General features: G+C 70.6%; 25 protein-coding genes. 9 read left to right on the top strand and 16 right to left on the bottom strand.

The features are described from left to right. Positions 1–51 precede the first annotated feature (51 nt). Positions 52–216 (top strand): hypothetical protein, encoded by a 165-nt coding sequence (locus QWJ41_RS14940; protein ID WP_302709201.1) that lies wholly within the window; start codon positions 52–54, stop codon positions 214–216. A gap of 33 nt (positions 217–249) precedes the next feature. On the opposite strand, the gene QWJ41_RS14935 is transcribed toward QWJ41_RS14940, so the two are convergent. The 3 genes from QWJ41_RS14935 to QWJ41_RS14925 form a co-directional block, all read right to left on the bottom strand. Next, positions 250–756 (bottom strand): DUF4383 domain-containing protein, encoded by a 507-nt coding sequence (locus QWJ41_RS14935; RefSeq protein ID WP_302709200.1) that lies wholly within the window; start codon positions 754–756, stop codon positions 250–252. 80 nt (positions 757–836) lie between these two features. Then, complete coding sequence (locus QWJ41_RS14930; protein ID WP_302709199.1) at positions 837–2,096, bottom strand: HNH endonuclease; 1,260 nt, start codon at positions 2,094–2,096, stop codon at positions 837–839. A gap of 77 nt (positions 2,097–2,173) precedes the next feature. Then, entirely contained in the window at positions 2,174–2,950 is a 777-nt protein-coding gene (locus QWJ41_RS14925) for a hypothetical protein (protein ID WP_302709198.1), read from the bottom strand. Positions 2,951–3,276: 326 nt separating this feature from the next. Here QWJ41_RS14925 and QWJ41_RS14920 point away from each other — a divergent pair, with 326 nt between their 5' ends. The 4 genes from QWJ41_RS14920 (at position 3,277) to QWJ41_RS14905 (ending at position 4,494) form a co-directional block, all read left to right on the top strand. Beyond that, positions 3,277–3,531 carry a hypothetical protein gene (locus QWJ41_RS14920; RefSeq protein WP_302709197.1) on the top strand — a complete coding sequence of 85 codons (255 nt, stop codon included), beginning with the start codon at positions 3,277–3,279 and terminating at the stop codon, positions 3,529–3,531. Positions 3,532–3,641: 110 nt separating this feature from the next. After that, on the top strand, positions 3,642–3,875 hold the full coding sequence (locus tag QWJ41_RS14915; protein WP_302709196.1) for a hypothetical protein: 234 nt from the start codon (positions 3,642–3,644) through the stop codon (positions 3,873–3,875). 62 nt (positions 3,876–3,937) lie between these two features. Continuing rightward, the gene (locus tag QWJ41_RS14910; RefSeq protein WP_302709195.1) at positions 3,938–4,258 is read left to right on the top strand and encodes a hypothetical protein; all 321 of its coding nucleotides are present in this window, start codon (positions 3,938–3,940) and stop codon (positions 4,256–4,258) included. After that, a complete protein-coding gene (locus QWJ41_RS14905; RefSeq protein ID WP_302709194.1) occupies positions 4,255–4,494 on the top strand; it encodes a hypothetical protein in 240 nt (79 codons plus the stop codon). Before QWJ41_RS14910 ends, QWJ41_RS14905 begins: the two co-directional genes overlap by 4 nt. 67 nt (positions 4,495–4,561) lie before the next feature. Here the strand turns inward: QWJ41_RS14905 and QWJ41_RS14900 are convergent, their stop codons facing one another. From QWJ41_RS14900 to QWJ41_RS14890, 3 genes are all read right to left on the bottom strand, one after another. Continuing rightward, entirely contained in the window at positions 4,562–5,170 is a 609-nt protein-coding gene (locus QWJ41_RS14900) for a hypothetical protein (RefSeq protein WP_302709193.1), read from the bottom strand. 264 nt (positions 5,171–5,434) lie between these two features. After that, positions 5,435–6,133 carry a GAF and ANTAR domain-containing protein gene (locus tag QWJ41_RS14895; protein WP_302709192.1) on the bottom strand — a complete coding sequence of 233 codons (699 nt, stop codon included), beginning with the start codon at positions 6,131–6,133 and terminating at the stop codon, positions 5,435–5,437. A gap of 188 nt (positions 6,134–6,321) precedes the next feature. Further along, positions 6,322–6,561 (bottom strand): hypothetical protein, encoded by a 240-nt coding sequence (locus QWJ41_RS14890; RefSeq protein WP_302709191.1) that lies wholly within the window; start codon positions 6,559–6,561, stop codon positions 6,322–6,324. Between the two features lie 52 nt (positions 6,562–6,613). Here QWJ41_RS14890 and QWJ41_RS14885 point away from each other — a divergent pair, with 52 nt between their 5' ends. After that, positions 6,614–6,793: a DUF3263 domain-containing protein gene (locus QWJ41_RS14885; RefSeq protein ID WP_302709190.1), complete on the top strand. Its 180-nt coding sequence runs from the start codon at positions 6,614–6,616 to the stop codon at positions 6,791–6,793. Here the strand turns inward: QWJ41_RS14885 and QWJ41_RS14880 are convergent. After that, positions 6,771–7,115, bottom strand: coding sequence for a hypothetical protein (locus QWJ41_RS14880; protein WP_302709189.1), 345 nt, complete (start codon positions 7,113–7,115; stop codon positions 6,771–6,773). The two genes, QWJ41_RS14885 and QWJ41_RS14880, sit on opposite strands and share 23 nt — an antisense overlap. 366 nt (positions 7,116–7,481) lie before the next feature. Here QWJ41_RS14880 and QWJ41_RS14875 point away from each other — a divergent pair, with 366 nt between their 5' ends. Continuing rightward, the gene (locus QWJ41_RS14875) at positions 7,482–8,201 is read left to right on the top strand and encodes a hypothetical protein (protein ID WP_302709188.1); all 720 of its coding nucleotides are present in this window, start codon (positions 7,482–7,484) and stop codon (positions 8,199–8,201) included. 15 nt (positions 8,202–8,216) lie between these two features. Here the strand turns inward: QWJ41_RS14875 and QWJ41_RS14870 are convergent, their stop codons facing one another. From QWJ41_RS14870 to QWJ41_RS14845, 7 genes are all read right to left on the bottom strand, one after another. After that, positions 8,217–11,258, bottom strand: coding sequence for a hypothetical protein (locus QWJ41_RS14870; protein WP_302709187.1), 3,042 nt, complete (start codon positions 11,256–11,258; stop codon positions 8,217–8,219). 35 nt (positions 11,259–11,293) lie between these two features. After that, on the bottom strand, positions 11,294–12,205 hold the full coding sequence (locus tag QWJ41_RS14865) for a hypothetical protein (RefSeq protein ID WP_302709186.1): 912 nt from the start codon (positions 12,203–12,205) through the stop codon (positions 11,294–11,296). Further along, complete coding sequence (locus QWJ41_RS14860) at positions 12,202–12,576, bottom strand: hypothetical protein (protein ID WP_302709185.1); 375 nt, start codon at positions 12,574–12,576, stop codon at positions 12,202–12,204. The genes QWJ41_RS14865 and QWJ41_RS14860 overlap by 4 nt, the downstream gene beginning before the upstream one ends. 4 nt (positions 12,577–12,580) lie before the next feature. Beyond that, positions 12,581–12,976 carry a hypothetical protein gene (locus tag QWJ41_RS14855; protein WP_302709184.1) on the bottom strand — a complete coding sequence of 132 codons (396 nt, stop codon included), beginning with the start codon at positions 12,974–12,976 and terminating at the stop codon, positions 12,581–12,583. After that, a complete protein-coding gene (locus tag QWJ41_RS22055; RefSeq protein WP_369292733.1) occupies positions 12,973–13,134 on the bottom strand; it encodes a helix-turn-helix domain-containing protein in 162 nt (53 codons plus the stop codon). The genes QWJ41_RS14855 and QWJ41_RS22055 overlap by 4 nt, the downstream gene beginning before the upstream one ends. 299 nt (positions 13,135–13,433) lie before the next feature. Continuing rightward, positions 13,434–13,853, bottom strand: a complete 420-nt coding sequence (locus tag QWJ41_RS14850; protein WP_302709183.1) for a hypothetical protein — start codon at positions 13,851–13,853, stop codon at positions 13,434–13,436. Then, a complete protein-coding gene (locus QWJ41_RS14845; protein ID WP_302709182.1) occupies positions 13,850–14,041 on the bottom strand; it encodes a WhiB family transcriptional regulator in 192 nt (63 codons plus the stop codon). Before QWJ41_RS14845 ends, QWJ41_RS14850 begins: the two co-directional genes overlap by 4 nt. A gap of 170 nt (positions 14,042–14,211) precedes the next feature. Here QWJ41_RS14845 and QWJ41_RS14840 point away from each other — a divergent pair, with 170 nt between their 5' ends. Next, a complete protein-coding gene (locus tag QWJ41_RS14840) occupies positions 14,212–14,940 on the top strand; it encodes a hypothetical protein (protein ID WP_302709181.1) in 729 nt (242 codons plus the stop codon). Positions 14,941–14,951: 11 nt separating this feature from the next. Here the strand turns inward: QWJ41_RS14840 and QWJ41_RS14835 are convergent, their stop codons facing one another. After that, on the bottom strand, positions 14,952–16,433 hold the full coding sequence (locus QWJ41_RS14835) for a terminase large subunit domain-containing protein (RefSeq protein WP_302709180.1): 1,482 nt from the start codon (positions 16,431–16,433) through the stop codon (positions 14,952–14,954). Continuing rightward, positions 16,426–17,037 (bottom strand): hypothetical protein, encoded by a 612-nt coding sequence (locus QWJ41_RS14830; RefSeq protein ID WP_302709179.1) that lies wholly within the window; start codon positions 17,035–17,037, stop codon positions 16,426–16,428. The genes QWJ41_RS14835 and QWJ41_RS14830 overlap by 8 nt, the downstream gene beginning before the upstream one ends. Here QWJ41_RS14830 and QWJ41_RS14825 point away from each other — a divergent pair. Continuing rightward, positions 17,036–17,260, top strand: a complete 225-nt coding sequence (locus QWJ41_RS14825) for a hypothetical protein (protein WP_302709178.1) — start codon at positions 17,036–17,038, stop codon at positions 17,258–17,260. The two genes, QWJ41_RS14830 and QWJ41_RS14825, sit on opposite strands and share 2 nt — an antisense overlap. The last annotated feature ends 43 nt before the right edge of the window (positions 17,261–17,303 follow it).

Here is a 17,303-nt window from a genome sequence, read left to right as displayed (position 1 = left end):
CCACGCCCGGCGCCTGCTCCTCAGGGTCTCTTCCGCGAGAAAGGAACCGACATGTCCCGTCCCCAGGTCATCGCCCTGGTGATCGTCACCTTCGTCGTCATCGTCGGCGGCACCTTCCTGGTCATCGGGCTCCTGCAGTCCGACAGCGGCACCCAGGACGGCCCCGGGACGAGGGGTCCCGGGCCGGTGCCGGCCGCGCCCTCGCTGCTGCGCTGAGGATCGCCACCGGCACCGGCCGAGGACGGGCGCTCACATCGGCGTCTGCGAGCCGATCGCGCCCCGCACGGCACGCAGAGCCACCAGGCCGAGCGCGATCATCCCGACGCCCAGGCCCAGGTGGAGCCAGTTGTCGGCCGTGTTGAGCGGCACGAAGTTCGCCTGGTCCTCCTGGCCGACGACGAGTCCGTAGACCCACAGCACGAGGTAGACCGCGCCGCCGCCGATCAGGTACGCCGCCGCCATCACCCCCCGCGCCGACATCAGGAGGCCGACTACGCCGAAGAGCAGGTGCACGACGTTGTGCAGCACCGAGACCTGGAAGATGCCCAGCAGCATGGCCTCGCTCTCGTGGCCGGCGAGCTGGAGGGAGTCGTAGTCGGTCGTGACCCCCGGGATGAAGCCCAGGATCCCGACGACGATGAACACCCCCGCCACCACCTGGGTCAGGCGCCGGGCCAGCACGTCACCACTGCTCGGGCCGCTCTCGCCGAGACGGGGGTCCTGGTGGCGGGACGACGACACGTTCCGGTCCGTCATCGATCTCTCCTCTCGTAGGTGTGCCGTCCCCTTACCCAGCTGCGCGGCGGATCAACACGCACTCACCCGGTCGCATGAGATCAGGCGCTGAGGACCCAGTGGCCGGGTGACTGCTCTACCCAGGTGGGTTCGGGTGGGATGAGGCCGGGAGGGTCGGGGGCGCGGGAGTGAATGGTCTGTCCGGCGGGTGAGGTGATCTGGACTTCGTGGGGGTCGAGGTCGTAGTGGTGCAGGACGCGGTGGTGCCAGCCGGGTTCTTCCTTGAGCTGGTTGCAGGCGGTGCAGAGACCTTGGCCGTTGGGGGTGCTGGTGGGGCCGCCGGCGTGGTCGGGGGTGATGTGGTCGTGCTGGGCGAGGGCGGCGTTGCACCACGGGGTGCGACACGTGCGGTCGCGCAGAGTAATGAACTGGCGCAGCAGTCCGTCGAAGGTCCGCGAGGTGGATTCCATGGCGACGAGCTGGTCGGTGTCGGCGAAGAGGCGCCGGATGCGGGTGCCCATCTCGGGGGCGCAGGTGATGAGCTTGCGGGCGACGGAGGCGGGGATGGGTCCGCCGGCGCCGCCGTACATCGGCACCACCTCCGCGGGCTCGTCGGCGTCGGGCCCCTCGCCGAGGAGGGTCTCGGCGGAGACGACGAGGTTGACCGCGACCGGGGTGGCGGTGGCGGTGGTTTGGCCGGTGAGGCGGGAGACGAACAGGTCGGCCACGATCTGGGCGGTCGAGCGCTCTTCGTCGGGTTGGGTCTTGAGCTGGGCTGCGCGTTGGTGCAGGGACTGCATGATCGCGGACGCGTGGACGTCGGAGACGATCGCGGTGATCTGGGTGGTGCCGTCGTCTCGGCGCCAGCTGGTGAGGTGGCGGTTGCGGTGGGCGCGCTCGCGGCGGCGGGTGGCGGCGTGGTCGTCGAGGCGCATCGCGATGCGTTGCGCGGCCAGGCGCAGCGCCCGATCCCCCAATGGGGCGCCGGTGGCCAGGAGCTCACCGAGGGCGGTGTCGTAGTCCGGGCGCAGGGCGGAGTGGACGTGGTCGGCCTCGCTGGTGAGGATCTCGGCGCGGTGCTCGTTGATCAGCCCGTCGTCGAGAGCCGCCAGGACGTGAGGCAGGTCGTCGGCCAGGGTGCAGGCCATCGCCAGCAACCGGCCACCACGGTGCGGTGACTCGTGACGCGCGAGCGCGACCTGCGCACCGACCGAACGGTCTGAGGCGTCGGGCTGCAGGTCGTCGAGGTGCGCGGTCAGCCTGGCCTGGCGGGCTGCGAGGTGGGACTTCAGCGCCTCGAGCTCCTCCAGCATCGCGACACACTCGCCCGCCGTGGCGGGCAGCTCGTCGCTGATGGTCATGTCTTCGACCCTAGAGGCGACCACCGACAGTCACGGTCGAGCCGCGGGACCAGCCGCGTTGTGTCGAGGGCTCCGGCTCAAGCTCCCCGCACAGGCGCCAGCATCTCCGCCAGCAGCTTCCCCTCAGACCTCGCTGGAGCGCGCGGCAAGGGTGGTCTCGAGGGACCGGGTCTCGTCCACGACCAGCTGCGCCGCCTCGGCGAGACGTGTCGTCGACGGGTCCTGCAGCCGTCGACGAGCAGCGCGGCGTGCGCCAGGTCCTGGCGGCGCGCATCGAGGTCGACCAGCGCCTTGACCTGGCCGACGATGGTCACGATCCGCTCGCGCAGCGCGGCGCTCTGCGGCGAGCCCGGGTCGTTCTCGCTGCTCAGGCGGCCCAGCTGCACCAGGGTCGCGTCGAGCACCGGTCGCTGCGCCTCGACGGCCGCGACGACGTCCGGGGCGGCCTCACCGGCGCGCAGCCGGGACAAGGCACGCGGGAACTCCTCGTAGGCGCTGGCCGCGTCGTCGGGCACGTCGACCCACGACGGCTCGTCCTCGCTGGTCGTGGCCGTGAAGGCGGGGACGACGAAGACGACGAAGCACACGAAGAACCAGAGCCCGGCCAGCACCCACGCCACCACCACCGAGATGCCCGAGTAGGGCAGCAGCACGAAGACGGGGGTGAAGGCGGAGCACAGGAACCCGACCTTCATCACCGTCTCGGTGCGCTCGCGCGCCTCGCGGGCGGCTCGGTCGACGACGGGGCTGGTCACCGTGGTCGACCAGCCCTCTCGTCGGGCACGGAAGCCCGCGACGTGGCGCGCGACAGCCTCGTCGAAGGTCTCGGGGGCACTGTCGGGCTGATCAGGCATGGGGGGGGGGGGGGCTCCTGGGTACGACGGGCAGGCCGCAGGCTCTACCCGCGCCGAGACCCCCGCCGTGGAGAAAAGAGAACCGCCTCTGACCTGCGTCTCAGCAGGTCAGAGGCGGTTGTCGTTCGGTCGGGCTGACAGGATTTGAACCTGCGACCCCTTGACCCCCAGGGATCGGCCCCCCGTGACGCTCTGTTTCGGCTGGTGCCGATGGGTGTCGCCCAGGCGCAAGCATCGCCAGCCCGGCCGGTCCCCATGACGTTCCGTTTCGCCTCATGCCAAGCGGTGTGCACACACAAGTGCACGCACGAAAGGACCCTGTCGCCATGCTCCACTCCCCCGGTCAGCGCCACGCCCTGACCGCCGCCGACCGCGACGTCATCGAGGCGTCGGTGCGGCGCTCGGCGTTGTACGCCGCCACGCCCATGCCGCCGGCCCTGGTCGACGCTGCCGTGGCCCTGGCTCTCGAGCTGTACGCCGTCGCCGCGCACCACGGCATCGACCGGGGCAGTGCCGACGGGGTCACATCGTTCGTGCACGCCGCCCTCGACGGTGTCCGGTCCCGCCACCGTCGGCGGTGACGGCGAGGATGCGCGATATGGACACTGCCCCCGTGGCGTGCGGCCCTGCCTACTGGTCCGTTGACCACCTCGGGAAGGTTCACCGGGGTCACGGCCCCCTGACCCAAGAGATGGCCCATCGCGAGCAGGAGTGCATCGAGGCCGCGGCCGACGTACTGGTCGCCTCGGACGAGGCCATCGAGCAGATGACCCCTCGTGAGCAGGCCGAGGCGGCGTGGACGCCGACCTGCCGCCGCAGCGTCGACGAGCTCGAGGACCTGATCCGCGGCCAGCGCGGCCTCGCCGCCCGTGACCCGCAGGAAGGAGGACCCGCTCTGCACCACAGCCGCCGACGCGGCATGTAGCACCACCCCGCGCTCGGCGCCCATGCCGAACGCGGTCAGAGTCTCAACCGGAAGGCACCCCCATGACCACCACCCTCACCACCACCTGCGCCGACCACACCTGGTGCACCAACACCGAGCCCGGCGACCACGCCCAGTTCCACGCCGGCGACCTCGTGCAGCTCACCGGCACCCCCGGCGACGGCTGGCACGCCTGGCCCGTGCAGGACCGCGGCCAGGGCGTCCTGATCGCGCTCGAAAGCGACCGGCCGGGACAGTCGGCCGTGACCGTCGAGGCGACCCCCGAGGCGCTCGCGGCCTTCCTGGCCGCCACCGCCACCCCCGAAGGGCACGCCAGGCTGGCGGCCCTCGTCGCGGCCGTCGACCAGGAGTCGGAGTCATGACCGCCGTGACGGCGCCCCCGCGTCCTGGTCGGCTCCCCGCCGGCCCGCTGTTGGCTCTGCTGGACCTGTACGGGGGCCCGGTGGCTCTGGGTGTGCAGCGTGACAGCCGGGAGGACCGGGCGATCAAGCGCGCCAGGGCCGAGGGATCAGTGACCGAGCGTGCGGCCGACCTGCTCGCCGTGCACGTGCTGCACCGGACCCCGTGGGAGGTGTGGGGCGCGACGTACGACGTCTGACGCCTCGCACGACCGACGCCCCGGCGTCCGCCTCACAAGGGCGGACGCCGGGGCGTCTTGGTTGTCTCTACGTGTAGTCCTTGCGGTCGATGCACCGCTCGAAGCGGTTCTGATCCAGGTAGGTGTGCCACATCTGGACGCCGGGGATCTTGAGACGCTTCTCGTCCTGCCAACCAGAGGTCTCAATGCGACCCGGGGCCAGGCGGTTGGCCAGTTCCAGGGCCGGCTCTTGGTCGGTGTCATGGGCGGCCAGGATCACGACAGCCTGCTCCGCTTCCGCCGCCGCAGCACGCTGCACGAGCTCGAGCGCAACTAGGACGTCGACACCCTTCTCTTTGATGTCGTAGCCACCGTCGGAGCGCGAGTAGTACTTGAGCGCCCGGTACCGGACTCGCGCACGAGGGTCCCTCGTCCAGTGCGATTGCTGCGCCTGACTCCGGCGGTAACCGTTTGGGTCCCTGCGGTTCGAGGGCTGACCTCGGAAGCTGGTCACCGTCCCGAGCGTGCAGGGGACAAACGGCTTCCCAGACTTCTCGGCCATGAGCCGTAGGATCAGGTTGCGCTGATCGACGATCTGCAGGGCGTAGTGCAGCGGGTGGATCAGGCACAGGTGCCTGGCCTCCCCGCCCGGGCAGAACCGGTCGTGAGCGGTCAAGTGGATGTTCTGGTAGTCCACCACTACGTGTGCTTCAACCAAGGCAGCCTCAAAGTAAAAGCCCCACCAGTTCCGGAGAACGGTGGGGAGCAATGAGTAGAGAATTACATGTGGGCAGGTTGTTGACAAGTCCTGGAGGGCGTCAGCCGGTGCGGCCTATACCACAGGCCACAGACACTCGATACTCGAGACGCTGACGGAAAATACTGCTACGCCGTCTGCCTTCTTCCCGGTGCACCACGACCAGCCCCTCAACATCGAGGTCGCTGTGCTCACCGTGCCTACTCAGGCAGGGTCGCCTGAGGGGACCTGGCGTGTCCGGACGATCTCGTCGGCCAGCGACCGGAGCCGGGTGTTGGTGTCCTGGGACAACCGCGACAGCAACGCGAACGCGTGCTCCTCGTCGATCTCGAACCGCTCCATCAAGATCCCCTGCGCCTGACCGATCACCGTCCGCGACTCAAGGCCCTCGCTCATCGTCTGGACCTGCTGAGCGGCGCGCACAGCGACCGCGACGTGCGCCGCCAGCGCGACCCCGGAGTCGCGGTCCTCGGCGTCGAACGAGCCACGCCGCTCCGAGTACAGGTTCAACGCCCCCACGGTGTCGGCCTCGGTGAACAGCTGGAAGCACATGATGCTGCGCGCACCGGTCTCTGCTGCGACCTTCGGTCCCCACGTCGGCCAGCGTGGGTCGGTGGCCAGGTCGCTGCTGTGCACGAGCCGCTCCTCCCAGATCGCGTCCAGACACGGGCCCTCTCCCAGCTCGTACTGCAACTGGTCCGCGATGCGGGCCGTCTCGCTAGTGGCGGCAGGAGTGTCGACCCGGCGGCGCCGGTGCACGATCGAGAGCGCCGCACCGTCGCACCCATCGACCTCTGCCGCCGCCAGGTCTACGGCGGTCTGCATGGTCTCCAGCGGATCGTGTGCGTCCTGGAGCTTGCGGGCGATCCGGGCGATCCGTTCCGACAGCGATGAGTGCGTCATCGCAACATCCTGCCAGCCGCCGGACGCCTGTGCCGTGGAGAAGGCGTCTACGCGATACGCAGAAGGAACGCCCCCGACCCCTGGGGGGATGTGGGAGTAGGGCCGGGGACGCTCCGTGGCGAAACCTACCGACACAGAAGCCACACCGGTCACAGTGACCACGGGCCGAGCCACCCCGGCCCGGCTAGCTACACCTGCGGCCCGATGCTGATCGAGCCCCTCGGAGCCGGCACAGGGTGACCACGCTCCTGCTCGAGCTCGTCGAGGAGCCACAGCACCGCCCGCGCCATGTCCCGCTCACCCGCCGACGTCAACGCCGGCCGCCCGAGCACCCCGCCGGCCAGCTCCTTCATCCGAAGCGGCGACAACGGCTGCATCCCGCCGTACTCCACCGGCGTCCGCCACCAGTCCTGATCCCCGTCGCTCATGGTCACGATGATGCCGTAGAGGCTGTCGGTGGCCCCTGGCACCGTGCCGGCCATGACCGACAACGAGAAGGCCGCGCTGACGCTCGCAGCGAAGCACTACCGCTACCCCGCCGCCCGCGACACCCACGCCCTCGAACGCCTCGGCATGACCCCGGTCCGGTTCGCCCAGGTCGTCGACGCGACCAGCAGCATCAGCGGTGCCGTTGTCGCTACACCTGCCACTCTGCGATGACGGACCCGTCCCCGTAGAAGTCGCCGAACTGGACCGTCTCGACCTTCGTGGCCGCCGGCACCTGAAAGAGCATCCATCCGACAGCGCAGTCGCCAGGCTGCACCTGGCGCTCGATCATCGGGTACTGAGGCAGCGGCGGCCAGTCGTCCCATGAGGACGACTCGGCCTCGTAGAGCCCGCCGCTCCTGTCCCCCACGGCGAAGTAGATCGAGACGACCTCGGAGGGTTGTCCGTAGGACTTGCGCACGCACTGTTCTACCTTGGCGCCGACCCAGCGATTCCCCTTGCCAGGCACGATGTAGGGGTTGCTGGGATGCTGCATAGCCCCGCGGTACTCCGTCACCCGCGTGACGACTCCTTCGCCCTCACGGGCCTGCCCAACCTTGAGGGCTCGGTTCCCGATGTTCGGTGCGTAGGGGTCTACCGACTCTGAGGCTGTCGGCGACTCGCTGGCAGTGACGGACGGGGTTGGGGTCGCCGAGGCGGGGGGCGTCGACGCTGACTCATCTTGCGCCTCGCCGCCTCCGCCACCGCAAGCAGCCAGGGTGACAGATAGCAGCGGGACCAGGAAGGTAAAGCGCATGGCCCGGACCCTAGTCCCGTGCGGGTCTGCGACGTCCTGAAACGTGGAAGTTCCTCAGCCATCTATCTGCAGGTAGGTGTCGCCGGTGAGCCCTACTCTTGCCCCATGACCGAGGAACCTGGCGCCGTCGCCGGCAAGGACGAGCCCGCAGCCCAACAGGTCATTTTCGACGACGACCAAGAGGGCATCGCGATCCCCCCATTGGCTGCGCGACGGCTGGCTGCGATCCGGGGAGAAGCGAAACCCGCCGCCGAGATCTTGCGTCAGATCACCGACCAGACCGCAAGCTACCGAGCCATCAGCGAACAAATCGACCAAGCGGCGAACCCCCGTCTCGACCTCCGCCTCGGTCTCGGCATGCCGGGCCTGACCCAGCGGAACCTCGTGTCTGGAGATCAGCGGACGCCACAGATCGACGACTTGGTGAAGCACCGCCAGCCGCTCTCTGCGATGGAGGGGTATGCCGACTGGCAGCGAGAGCTGGTCGAGCAGCGCGAAGAACTCGCACGGGAACAAGAGGAAGCCGAAGCCGCCCTCGCCGAGTACGGGCTACAGCGAGCAACCCTTGAGGCAGAGCGGCACGAGCAGATGCTGTCAGCGATGCGCCGATCTGCGGACCACACCAGTCAGCTACTCGAGGAGCACCGCCACAGCCGCGGGCTGCAGGTAGGAACCTTCGTCGTCGCGTTCCTGGGCTTGCTCGGCGGCATCCTCGTGCCGGCGTGGCCCGGTCTGCCGGCCGCCTGGCGTGTGGTCATGCCCGTGGCCGGCACTATGGTGTGCGTGGTGGTCGTCTGGTTGCTCGTGCGCCGGAGGCGGCGCTGAGGGCCTGCGTTCTGCTCAGCGCCCGGTGACCATGTCGTCGAACGCTGCGTCGGCGTCGAGCTCGCGGCGTACGACGCCGGACGAGACCCGTTCGATGCGAGCGTCGAGGGTGCCGCCGCGGCCGTCGGCGTCGAGGCTGAGGTGGCCACCGATGGACATCCCCTGCAGTGCCTGTCGCAAGGCCCCGACCGAGCGTCCGCCGCTGGTGGCGGCGATCTCGCCGCTGGAGCGGTAGACGCCGCCGCGGGCGTACCAGGAGACCTGGCCGCCGAACTGGCCCACGACTTCCTCGGCGATGCTCTTGGCGCGGGAGCGGCGGTCGTCGTTGGCCAGGGGGATGTAGGCCTCGCCGCCGGTCTCGGGCTCGGCCCAGACTCGGACGGGGCCGCCGGTGGCGACCTCGGGAAGGTGGCGGTCCGGCCGGTCGATGCCGCCCATGGCGTAGGCGGTGACCGAGGGGAACAGGTTGCCACGGGCGGAGGGTGCGTAGCCGTTGCCCTGGCCGCCCGGGCCGGTGCGGAGGCTGACGGTGCGGATGTAGACCGTCTTGTCGCGCAGGTTGTTCAGGGCGCTCTGCACGCCCGCGATGGGTCCGTAGGCTCCGGCGGCGTCGACGGTGACCTTCGGGTTGGGGCGCATCCCGTCGACTCGCATCCCGGCCCGGTACAGGTCAGCGAAGGCGCCGTCGGCCTCGTCGGTCTTCGCGTCGACGCGTGGCTGCGGAACCAGCCAGCCGAGGCGGTCGGCCTTGTTCTTGGTCTTGTCGAGCTTCCGGTCGGCGTTCTTGGTGTCGGCGTCGACCTTCACCTTCGGCTTCTGGTTCCCGATCAGCCCGAGCTTGTCGGCCAGCGCCTGCGCGTCGTCTGCGGCCATCCCCATGCCCTTGGCTACGTCGATGAACTGCTTGCGCGCCCCCGCCAGGAACTCGACCCGCTTCATGCCCTTCAGCGACTCCGACGCGGCCAGCGCGGTCGCAGCGATCCCGTCGAGAGCGGCCTCGTTCGCGCGGCCCTTCTCGGTGGTGCGGTCCAGGGTCCGGCCGTTCTCCTCGAGCGAGGCCCGGGCGTCGTCGATCGCGGCCTGGAACGCACGCCACTTCCCCCGGTTGCCGAGCACGTCGCTGAGACGCTGCAGCTGCGCGGAGAAGTCACCGGCGCCCAGGGACGCGAGGCGGAAGGCGTCCGCGGACTCACCGAGCGGACCGAGGAGGAAGTCCTCGATGCCGCCACCGGCGCGGCGCGCGTCGGCCTCCCAGTCGGTGTCCATCTCGACGCCCCGGAGTGCGGCCGAGAGCCTGTTGAGCTGCTCGACCTTCTCGTTGGGCTCGTTGCCCATCGCAGCGGGGATCGACTTCCAGAACTCCCACGGCTTGATGTCGGCCATCTCCGAGACCTCTTCACGCAGCTCGCGCCAACGAGCTCGCATCGCAGTGACCGACTGCGATTCGATGGCCTCGTCAGTGGCCCGGGTCTCCTCGGCCATCCGCTCCTGCGCGGCAGCGAAGTCCATCGCCAGGCCGATGCCGCCACCGATCGCGGCACCCCAGGGGCCGGCGATGGAGCCCATGAGGGCCAGGCTGGTGGCGTTGGACAGGCCCATGGAGTCGCTGACCCCGGACATGGCCAGCGCCAGGCCGCCGCCGAGGGCCGCGGACTTGAAGAGGGTGGGGGCTGCGGTGCGCGCGAAGCCGCCCACAGCGGCACGCGCGGCGAGGGTCTGCTTCGAGGCGAACTGGGCGCTCTGACCCATGGACGCGAAGTAGGTGCCGACCTGGCCGATGCCGGGGGCGGCGGCGCGCATGTCCCGGATGGGGGTGACGATGTTGGCCTGGATCGGGGTGGACCCCTTGGTCTTCATCCAGATCGCGTTGGCCCGGTTGAAGGTCGCCATCCCGGCGGCGGCAGCGAGGAGCACGGTGCCGGCGTCGGAGTCCGCGATCAGCGAGAACGCCTCCGCGATGCCCTCGATGGCCTGCAGCGAGGGGCCACCGAGCGGGGCCGCGGCCTGCACGAGGTCGACGGCGGCGCTGCCCAGGGCCCCCAGGGTGTCAGCGACCTGGGGGCCGGTCGCGGCGACGTAGTCGAGGAAGTCCTCGAACCCCTCGGTCTGGTCCAGGCGGGTCGCCCAGTCGTCGAAGGACTCGGTGGCGTCGCGGGTCCAGTCGATGAAGTCGCTCTCGAGCGGGGAGAACGCCATCCACAGTTCGGAGAGGCCGTGGCCGAGGTTGCCGACGGAGTCGGCGAGCCCGTCGATGTTCTCGCGGGCGTTGTCCTCGAGGAACCCGAAGAAGTCGTCCCACCGCTCCCCGGCGACGGAGGCTGCGCCGCCGGCCAGGGCGTCACCGGTGGCGTCGGTGACCTCGCTGATGATGGCCTTGAGCTCGGGGAGCCGGGTCTCGAAGGCGCTCAGGACGGTGTCGAGCCCGGGCATCAGCCCGGCGGCGCCGGCGAGGCGCAGCTCGGTGACCTCGTCGCTCAGCTCCTGCAGGTGCCCCACGAAGCTGCCAGCGTCGGGGCCCAGGTCGCGCATCGCGTCGCGGGCGGCCTCGAGGTTCTCCACGGTGGGGTCGAGGCGGGCCTTCTCGATGGCCTCGAGCGCGTCACCGACGCCCTGGAAGGCCAGGACGGCGCCGCCGGCGGCGAGGACGCTGAACCCCAGCTGGGAGGTCAGCCCGGCGAGCGCCGGCACGGCCACGGCACCGATCGGGACCGAGGCGGGCCCGAACATCGCCAGCAGGTCCAGGCCGATCCGCAGCCGACCGGACAGCTGGTCGATCGACGCGGAGGTGCGGGTGCTGATCTTCTCCACGTCGGTGAGCCCGCGGCCCAGGGTGCGGACGTCGGTGTCGAGCGTGCGGACCTGCACGCTGCCGTTGCGCATGGAGGTGGCCATCGACTTGGTCGAGGCGTCGATCGACTTCAGTCGGGTGTCGACCTGCTTGAGGTCGACCTGGCGGAACGCCTGGTCGGTCGCCCGACCCGCAGCCTTCATGTCGGCGATGTACTTCGCGACGTCCGCCTCCATGCGGACGGTCACGGACCGGACGGTGCTGGTCATCGAGGGCTCCTCTCAGGCGCTGCTGCGCGGGTGGCTCAGGCCTCGGAGCCGGTCAGCGCGGCGAGGTCCGCGCGGGCCTGCACGAGCTCGCCGTCGATGCTGGCGAGCCGGTGGCGCAGCTGCGCGCCGACGTAGGTGTCCTGGGACTGGGGGTCCTCGATCGCCGCCGTCCGCTCGTGCTCGGCCAGGCGTCCAGGCAGCTCGACGTCGCGGGCCTGCTCCAGCTCCTCGATGCGCTCACGCAGCGCCGTCACCGAGTCCAGATAGGCCGGGGTGTGCACCAGCGCATCGGGGCCCTGCACGCACTCGGGGTAGACGTCGGCCTTCGAGACACCGATCCAGCCGTTGATCATCGGGCGGGGGTCCCGGCCGGCGGCCAGCTCACGCAGTACCTGCACCTGCCGGCGCCCGGCCAGCGCCTCGGCGCGCATCCGCTCACTCTTCGGGGGTCGCATCACCGGCGGCCCCTCGGCCCACACCACGTTCTGCGAGCGCTGCTCCTGCACCAGTCGCTTCTCGGTGACGTACGGCCCGTCGTGGGCCTCGAGCTGAGCCAGCAGCTTGGCCGTCTTCGCCTCGTGCGCCTCGATCCGTGCCTGGACCTCGACCAGCGGCGCCTCGAGCCGGTCGGCCTCCGCGGCCAGGTAGGCCGACTCGGCGTGCACGATCCGAGGCCGCTGCGCGGTGATCGCCTTCCTGGCCAGGGTGATGCGTGCCTGGAGCTTCGCGATGGTGGTGGCGATGTGCTCCTCGGCGTCGGGGTCCTCGAGCAGCTCGACACCGGCGCGGTCCTGCATGGACTCCAGCTCGTGCTGCGCAGCGGCCGCCTTAGCCTCCCACTGCGCCAGTCGGCTGCGCTGCTCCTCGACGTCGGCGCGGGCCTGGTCAACCGCGGCGTCCAGCATGGTCGTGCCGGTGTCGTCGGTGGTCTCGGTCGTGGTGCTCATCGGCTCTCCTGGGTGTCGGTGGTGGTGATCGCCTCGCCGAGCCGGGCATCCCACAGCCGGGACTCCAGCAGCGCTCGGAACGCCGGCTCGTGCAGGCTCAGGTCGTCGCTGTAGGGCAGGTCCTCGAGCAGCGCGCGCAGCAGCGGGTGCGAGGCCCGCACCGGGCCCGTGGCCGTCGCGGACGAGACCAGCGCCTCAGCCCGGGCACGTCGCTCCAGGTCGGCCTGCTCGACGCGGCGGACGGACAGCTCGGCGTCGAGCTCGGCTGCGCGCAGGGCGCCGCGCTGCAGCTCGATCAGGCGCTTGGACGACACGCGCACCGTGCGCGGGGCGTCCGGGTCGCGGCGGCGGCCCAGCGGCGGCCAGCGCACCGGCTCAGGCGCCCGTGATCGTGGCGAACCGGCGGGCCCGCTCACGCATCTTGGTCTCGTCGAGGCCCACAGCCTTCGACGGCCCGAAGATCGCGGTGGACAGACACGCGTCCTCGAACGACAGGAACCGACCACCCGACAGGCCCGTGGCGGCAGCCTTCGCGTCGGACTCGCTGAGCCCCACATCCCGGAAGTCCTGCTCGGTCGGGCTCGTGCCGCCGGCCAACGCCTCGTCCAGCACGTGACCCGGGCGCGGCTTCATCGCCTCGTCGATGTCCGTCCACGTGATCTCGCGACCGAACGCGCTGCGGGCAGGTCGCCCGCTCTCGTCGACGGCCTTGCCACTGGCGTCGGTACGCTGCGGCTCTCGTTCCCGGTTCCACGGTGTCTTGCTGGTCATGCGACCGGCCTCCTCTTGGCCTCAAAGTCGGCCACCGACCTGGCGTCGATGAGCCACACACGCCCCGCCCTGGTGGCCGAGAGCACCCCCGTCCTGCACAACCTCGTCACGTAGGTCGGGGAGACCCGTTGCCTCTCGGCCACCTCCCGGACTGACATCACCGGGACCACCACAGGAGGAGACATCGCTGACTCTGCCCCGGCGTCGACCGGCGGAAGTTCCGTTGTTCCGCTATCGGAACCGGCGCCGCGCACACGAGCCCGCCACTGCAGCTCGGCCTCCCGCATCGAGGCCAATGCGCGGACCAGCTCGTCGGCCGCCTCGCGGTTCGTCTCGACCGGGCTCGCAGCCATGGCCGCGGCGTGGCGCTCCAGCAGCTCGCCGACCTGCCGACGGATCACAAGACAGGCCCGCGGACCGACCACGGCGGGGAGGTACGGGCGCCGTTCGTACGCGCTCACCGGGCACCGTCCGTCCATCCGCGCCGACAGTCCACGCACACCCGACCCGTCAGCACCAGCGGACTGCCCGGCAACGGCCGCGCCACCACCAGCCGCACCTTCGGCGCCAACGCCCGCCCACACACCTGGCACCCCACCGGCAGGCCCCCCGGATGACAGGCCGGGCACTGCAGCACGAACGACTGCGCCCCACCAGTCGGCACCAGCCCCACCGTCGGGCACCCATCGCCATCGACGAGCACCAGCCGGCCCTCAACCTCGGGCCCGTCCTCGAGGTGCTCGCAGCGACCGGCCAGCCCGAGCCGTTCCCACTGGCCCAGCTGGACCACAGCCGCCTGCGTCCACGGCGCATCCGCCGGCACCAGCAACGCACCAGCCGCCGTCGCCTCCCGCACCCACGCCATCGCCGCAGTCACCGACCCACCTCCCGCCGCTCCTGCTCGTTCAACCCGCCCCACACCCCGACCGGCTCACGAGCAGCCACGGCGTACGACCGACACAGCTCCAGCACCGGACACCAACCGCACGCCTCCCGCGCCTCGTCCTGCCGCGCAGCCTCCGCCGCCGACTTCCGCGACGCCGACCACGCCCCCGGGTCCTCCACACACGGCACCTGCCGCCCCAGTCGCCGAATCGCGCGCTGCAGGTCCAGCCACCCCGCCACAGCCTCCGCCGGCACCCCACCAGTCGGCCAGGCCTGACGATTCGCCGACACAGAGCCCCCGGCCACCCCTAGCGTTGCGCTCAACGCGACCACCCCGAGACGGAGCCCCGATGTCCTCCAACGCCGCTACCCTGCTCGTCGAACTCATCGACAGCTACGCCGTTCCCCCGAACCACAAGGCTCAGACTGCCTTCGGCTTCGACAACGCCCACGACATCGACGCCTGGCGCGAACACATCGAGGCGCTCACGCTGGTGCGCAACGTCGACGACGCGATCCGCGACATGGCCGCACAAGGCGACCCCGTCGACATCTTCGTGCCATCCGTACCGCACTGGTATGCCGGCGTCGGGATGGCGAGCACCCCCTGGGGCAGCACTCACGCCACGGAGCGAGCCATCTGCCCGCCCGAGCACCGAAAGATGCTCAAGGCGCTCGCTCTCCTCATCGACGCCCAGGGGCGTTCGCTCGACATCACAGAGGCCGACCGCCGCGCATTGAGCGACGTCCTGGACGAGGCCGCTGAACTCCTCGAGGCGTCCCAGACCATGCCCCCCAGCGCCCGCAGCTACCTGCGAGCTCTCATCGACCGCGCCCGGTTCCTCCTCGAGGCTCTCGACACCTACGGCGCCGAGAGCGTCCGCGCCGTCGTCCTCGAACTCGGAGGGGCGATGGTGATGGAAGGAGGTCGCGCCTCCGCGGAAGGCGACCAGCCCACCGCCAAGCGCTGGTGGTCGTCCGCACACCTCCTGGTCGCCGGCTTCCTCGGCGGCATGGGCAGCGAAGGAGCGTCCGCGATCACCACCGGCATCAGCGCGGTAGCCAAGCAACTCGGCTGAGCCTGCCCACATCACGGCAGCCGCCAGTCCGTCAGCGACGGGAACCCGAACATCTGGCTGTCGAGATGCGAGTCCCGGAACTGCTGGTACGCCTCGAGACCGGTCGTCAGGTCGTCCTCGAGGATGTCCTCCATGGTCACGACCCGTGCCTCGGGCACGGGCACCAGCTCTCCGGCCATCAGCGGCTGCAGCGCCATCGCGAAGGCCATGGCCACGTCGTCATGCCCGATCCGGTCCGGCACGGCGATCCGCATCACCCCCGAGTCCGTCGTCTCGAACTCCAACGCCCGCAACTGCTGCAGCAGGCTCGGATGCCGCGGCAACAGCAGCCGCTTCTGCTGGATCAGCAGACGTGCGAACCCAAACAGGTCCTGCTTCAGCTTCGCCGTCGTCGACAACGGCTCCACCACGTCACGCCCCGTGTCCTCCCACAGCCGCCGCGCCAGCACCTGCGTCGACATCTGCCCCACGCCGTTGGTCTCCGAACACAGCCGAGCGAACGCGAACCCGCCCCGACCCCCGAGCTCGACCAACCGCTCGATCCACGCCTCGTAGCTCGTCCGGTACCGCTCCTCGATGAACCGCACCGCGTACCGCGTCCGACCCCGCTCATCAGGCTCCGGCAGAGCAGCCACCACCACCAAGGCGTGCGCGTCACGCTGCATGCCCCAGTCCACGCCACCCGACACCGACCCCACCCCCGCCAACGCCCCCGGCTCCCCCGGGTCCAGCAGCGGCTCGTCGACCGTCACGGCGTCAATCTCATCCGAGTCGAAGTACGACCCGGTCGCCCCCGTCCACTCCGCCAGGTACTCCCGGGCGAAATAGTCAGGCGCGTTGCGCTCCCGCACCCCCTCCAACCAGTGCGCATCCACGAACGGCGACACCGTCGAAGGCCAATGCCACGACGACACCTCCGCATCCGGCGCCTCCATCCCCTGCCGCCACAGATCGTGGAAGAAATGCCCCGGCCCACGCCACGGCGACGACGCCACCAACACCCGCGACCCCGGACGCGCACCGATCGTGGGCTCCGCCGACTCCCACACCGACTGCTCCACGAACCCCGCCTCGTCGATGATCAGCAGGTCCACGTCCGCCGAACGAACCGCGTTCACCGACTGCGTCACCGACTCCAGCACCGACCCATTCGACAGCGTCAACGTCATCACCTGGTCGTCCTCGATCGACGTCCCCGACACCGGCCCCCGAGCCATGCCCGCGATCTCCTTGTGCGTCCGGACCACCGACGTACGACCCGCCGACACCAGCAGCACCCGCGACCCCGGCACCGCGAACATCCGGTGCAACGCCAGCACCCCGAACACCCGCGTCTTGCCCGCACGGCGGCCAGCGCACAGCACCCGGTACCGCGCCTGCGACGTCGCCACCTCGAGCTGGTGATCCCACAGTGGCTCCCCCAAGATCACCCGCGAGAACACCACCGGGTCACGCCTCGCAGCATCGAGCTGCTCCAACGTCAGATCACCCATCGCCCTCTCCCTCCAGCTCCGTCGCCTCAACACTGACCGCACCCACGGACGCCGAGCCGCCATCACCCGACGCCCCGGCCGGCAGCCGCCCCTCCTGCTCGAGGCGGTGCAGCATCGCCATCGCCGTCGCCACATCGGCCTGCGCCGCAGCACCCTGCGCCACGTGCTTCCCCAGCCGCGCAGCACTGACCGGCGTCAGCCCCAGCCGCGACCTCGACGACGCCGCCCGCGACTCCGCCCGATGCAGCAGCAGGTACGCCGAGCGCACCGACTCACTGGTCAGGTCCCCGATCCCGTCGCCGGCAGCCTCAGCCCGGGCAGCCAGGTACTCGCTCAGCAGCTGCACCTGCGCCTCAGCCCGACCGAGCGCCCACAGCTCGGCGCGATACGCCGCAGCCTTCACGTGCGCCGGCGTGTGCTCGTCGGCGAGCAGCAGCTCGACGAACTCCCGGGCCAGCGGCTCCACCTTCCGGGGCGAGTACGCGCCGTGCGTCGTCGGCGACAGGGTGTTGCCCGGCGCGAACGGCGGCCGCTGACCGGGGAACGCGGGCACCCACTCCTCAGCCACCGACACCACCCCCAGCGACTGCCACACTCGAGGCATGAGCCAGTCCCTCAACCCCGACCTCGAAGGCACGCCCTGCTCGATCGCGACCTGCCTCGACGTCGCGGACGTCATCGGCGCCGCCACCGTGCGGCTGCCGCTCCTCGTCGGCGTCCCCGAGGGCAACCGCACCCTGATCCTCGAGACCCCGCTCTGCGTCGAGCACGCCCACCTGCTCCGCATGGGCGTCGACTCCTGCGCCTTCGACAGCCGCCTCACCTGACGCAGCGCTCGTCGCTCCCGCCGGCTGGTACGCCGGGCACGCC

It is taken from the genome of Nocardioides cremeus (assembly GCF_030518195.1).
GTDB classification, from domain to species: domain Bacteria; phylum Actinomycetota; class Actinomycetes; order Propionibacteriales; family Nocardioidaceae; genus Nocardioides; species Nocardioides cremeus.
This window is presented reverse-complemented; position numbering and strand designations above follow the sequence as displayed.

What these genes read in the sequence shown, in the direction of transcription:
- QWJ41_RS14940 (WP_302709201.1), top strand. Translation starts at nt 52, where the DNA reads ATGTCCCGTCCCCAGGTCATCGCCCTGGTGATCGTCACCTTCGTCGTC.
- QWJ41_RS14935 (WP_302709200.1), bottom strand. Translation starts at nt 756, where the DNA reads ATGACGGACCGGAACGTGTCGTCGTCCCGCCACCAGGACCCCCGTCTC.
- QWJ41_RS14930 (WP_302709199.1), bottom strand. Translation starts at nt 2,096, where the DNA reads ATGACCATCAGCGACGAGCTGCCCGCCACGGCGGGCGAGTGTGTCGCG.
- QWJ41_RS14925 (WP_302709198.1), bottom strand. Translation starts at nt 2,950, where the DNA reads ATGCCTGATCAGCCCGACAGTGCCCCCGAGACCTTCGACGAGGCTGTC.
- QWJ41_RS14920 (WP_302709197.1), top strand. Translation starts at nt 3,277, where the DNA reads ATGCTCCACTCCCCCGGTCAGCGCCACGCCCTGACCGCCGCCGACCGC.
- QWJ41_RS14915 (WP_302709196.1), top strand. Translation starts at nt 3,642, where the DNA reads ATGGCCCATCGCGAGCAGGAGTGCATCGAGGCCGCGGCCGACGTACTG.
- QWJ41_RS14910 (WP_302709195.1), top strand. Translation starts at nt 3,938, where the DNA reads ATGACCACCACCCTCACCACCACCTGCGCCGACCACACCTGGTGCACC.
- QWJ41_RS14905 (WP_302709194.1), top strand. Translation starts at nt 4,255, where the DNA reads ATGACCGCCGTGACGGCGCCCCCGCGTCCTGGTCGGCTCCCCGCCGGC.
- QWJ41_RS14895 (WP_302709192.1), bottom strand. Translation starts at nt 6,133, where the DNA reads ATGACGCACTCATCGCTGTCGGAACGGATCGCCCGGATCGCCCGCAAG.
- QWJ41_RS14890 (WP_302709191.1), bottom strand. Translation starts at nt 6,561, where the DNA reads ATGAGCGACGGGGATCAGGACTGGTGGCGGACGCCGGTGGAGTACGGC.
- QWJ41_RS14885 (WP_302709190.1), top strand. Translation starts at nt 6,614, where the DNA reads ATGACCGACAACGAGAAGGCCGCGCTGACGCTCGCAGCGAAGCACTAC.
- QWJ41_RS14880 (WP_302709189.1), bottom strand. Translation starts at nt 7,115, where the DNA reads ATGCAGCATCCCAGCAACCCCTACATCGTGCCTGGCAAGGGGAATCGC.
- QWJ41_RS14875 (WP_302709188.1), top strand. Translation starts at nt 7,482, where the DNA reads ATGACCGAGGAACCTGGCGCCGTCGCCGGCAAGGACGAGCCCGCAGCC.
- QWJ41_RS14870 (WP_302709187.1), bottom strand. Translation starts at nt 11,258, where the DNA reads ATGACCAGCACCGTCCGGTCCGTGACCGTCCGCATGGAGGCGGACGTC.
- QWJ41_RS14865 (WP_302709186.1), bottom strand. Translation starts at nt 12,205, where the DNA reads ATGAGCACCACGACCGAGACCACCGACGACACCGGCACGACCATGCTG.
- QWJ41_RS14855 (WP_302709184.1), bottom strand. Translation starts at nt 12,976, where the DNA reads ATGACCAGCAAGACACCGTGGAACCGGGAACGAGAGCCGCAGCGTACC.
- QWJ41_RS22055 (WP_369292733.1), bottom strand. Translation starts at nt 13,134, where the DNA reads ATGTCAGTCCGGGAGGTGGCCGAGAGGCAACGGGTCTCCCCGACCTAC.
- QWJ41_RS14840 (WP_302709181.1), top strand. Translation starts at nt 14,212, where the DNA reads ATGTCCTCCAACGCCGCTACCCTGCTCGTCGAACTCATCGACAGCTAC.
- QWJ41_RS14835 (WP_302709180.1), bottom strand. Translation starts at nt 16,433, where the DNA reads ATGGGTGATCTGACGTTGGAGCAGCTCGATGCTGCGAGGCGTGACCCG.
- QWJ41_RS14825 (WP_302709178.1), top strand. Translation starts at nt 17,036, where the DNA reads ATGAGCCAGTCCCTCAACCCCGACCTCGAAGGCACGCCCTGCTCGATC.
- QWJ41_RS14830 (WP_302709179.1), bottom strand. Translation starts at nt 17,037, where the DNA reads ATGCCTCGAGTGTGGCAGTCGCTGGGGGTGGTGTCGGTGGCTGAGGAG.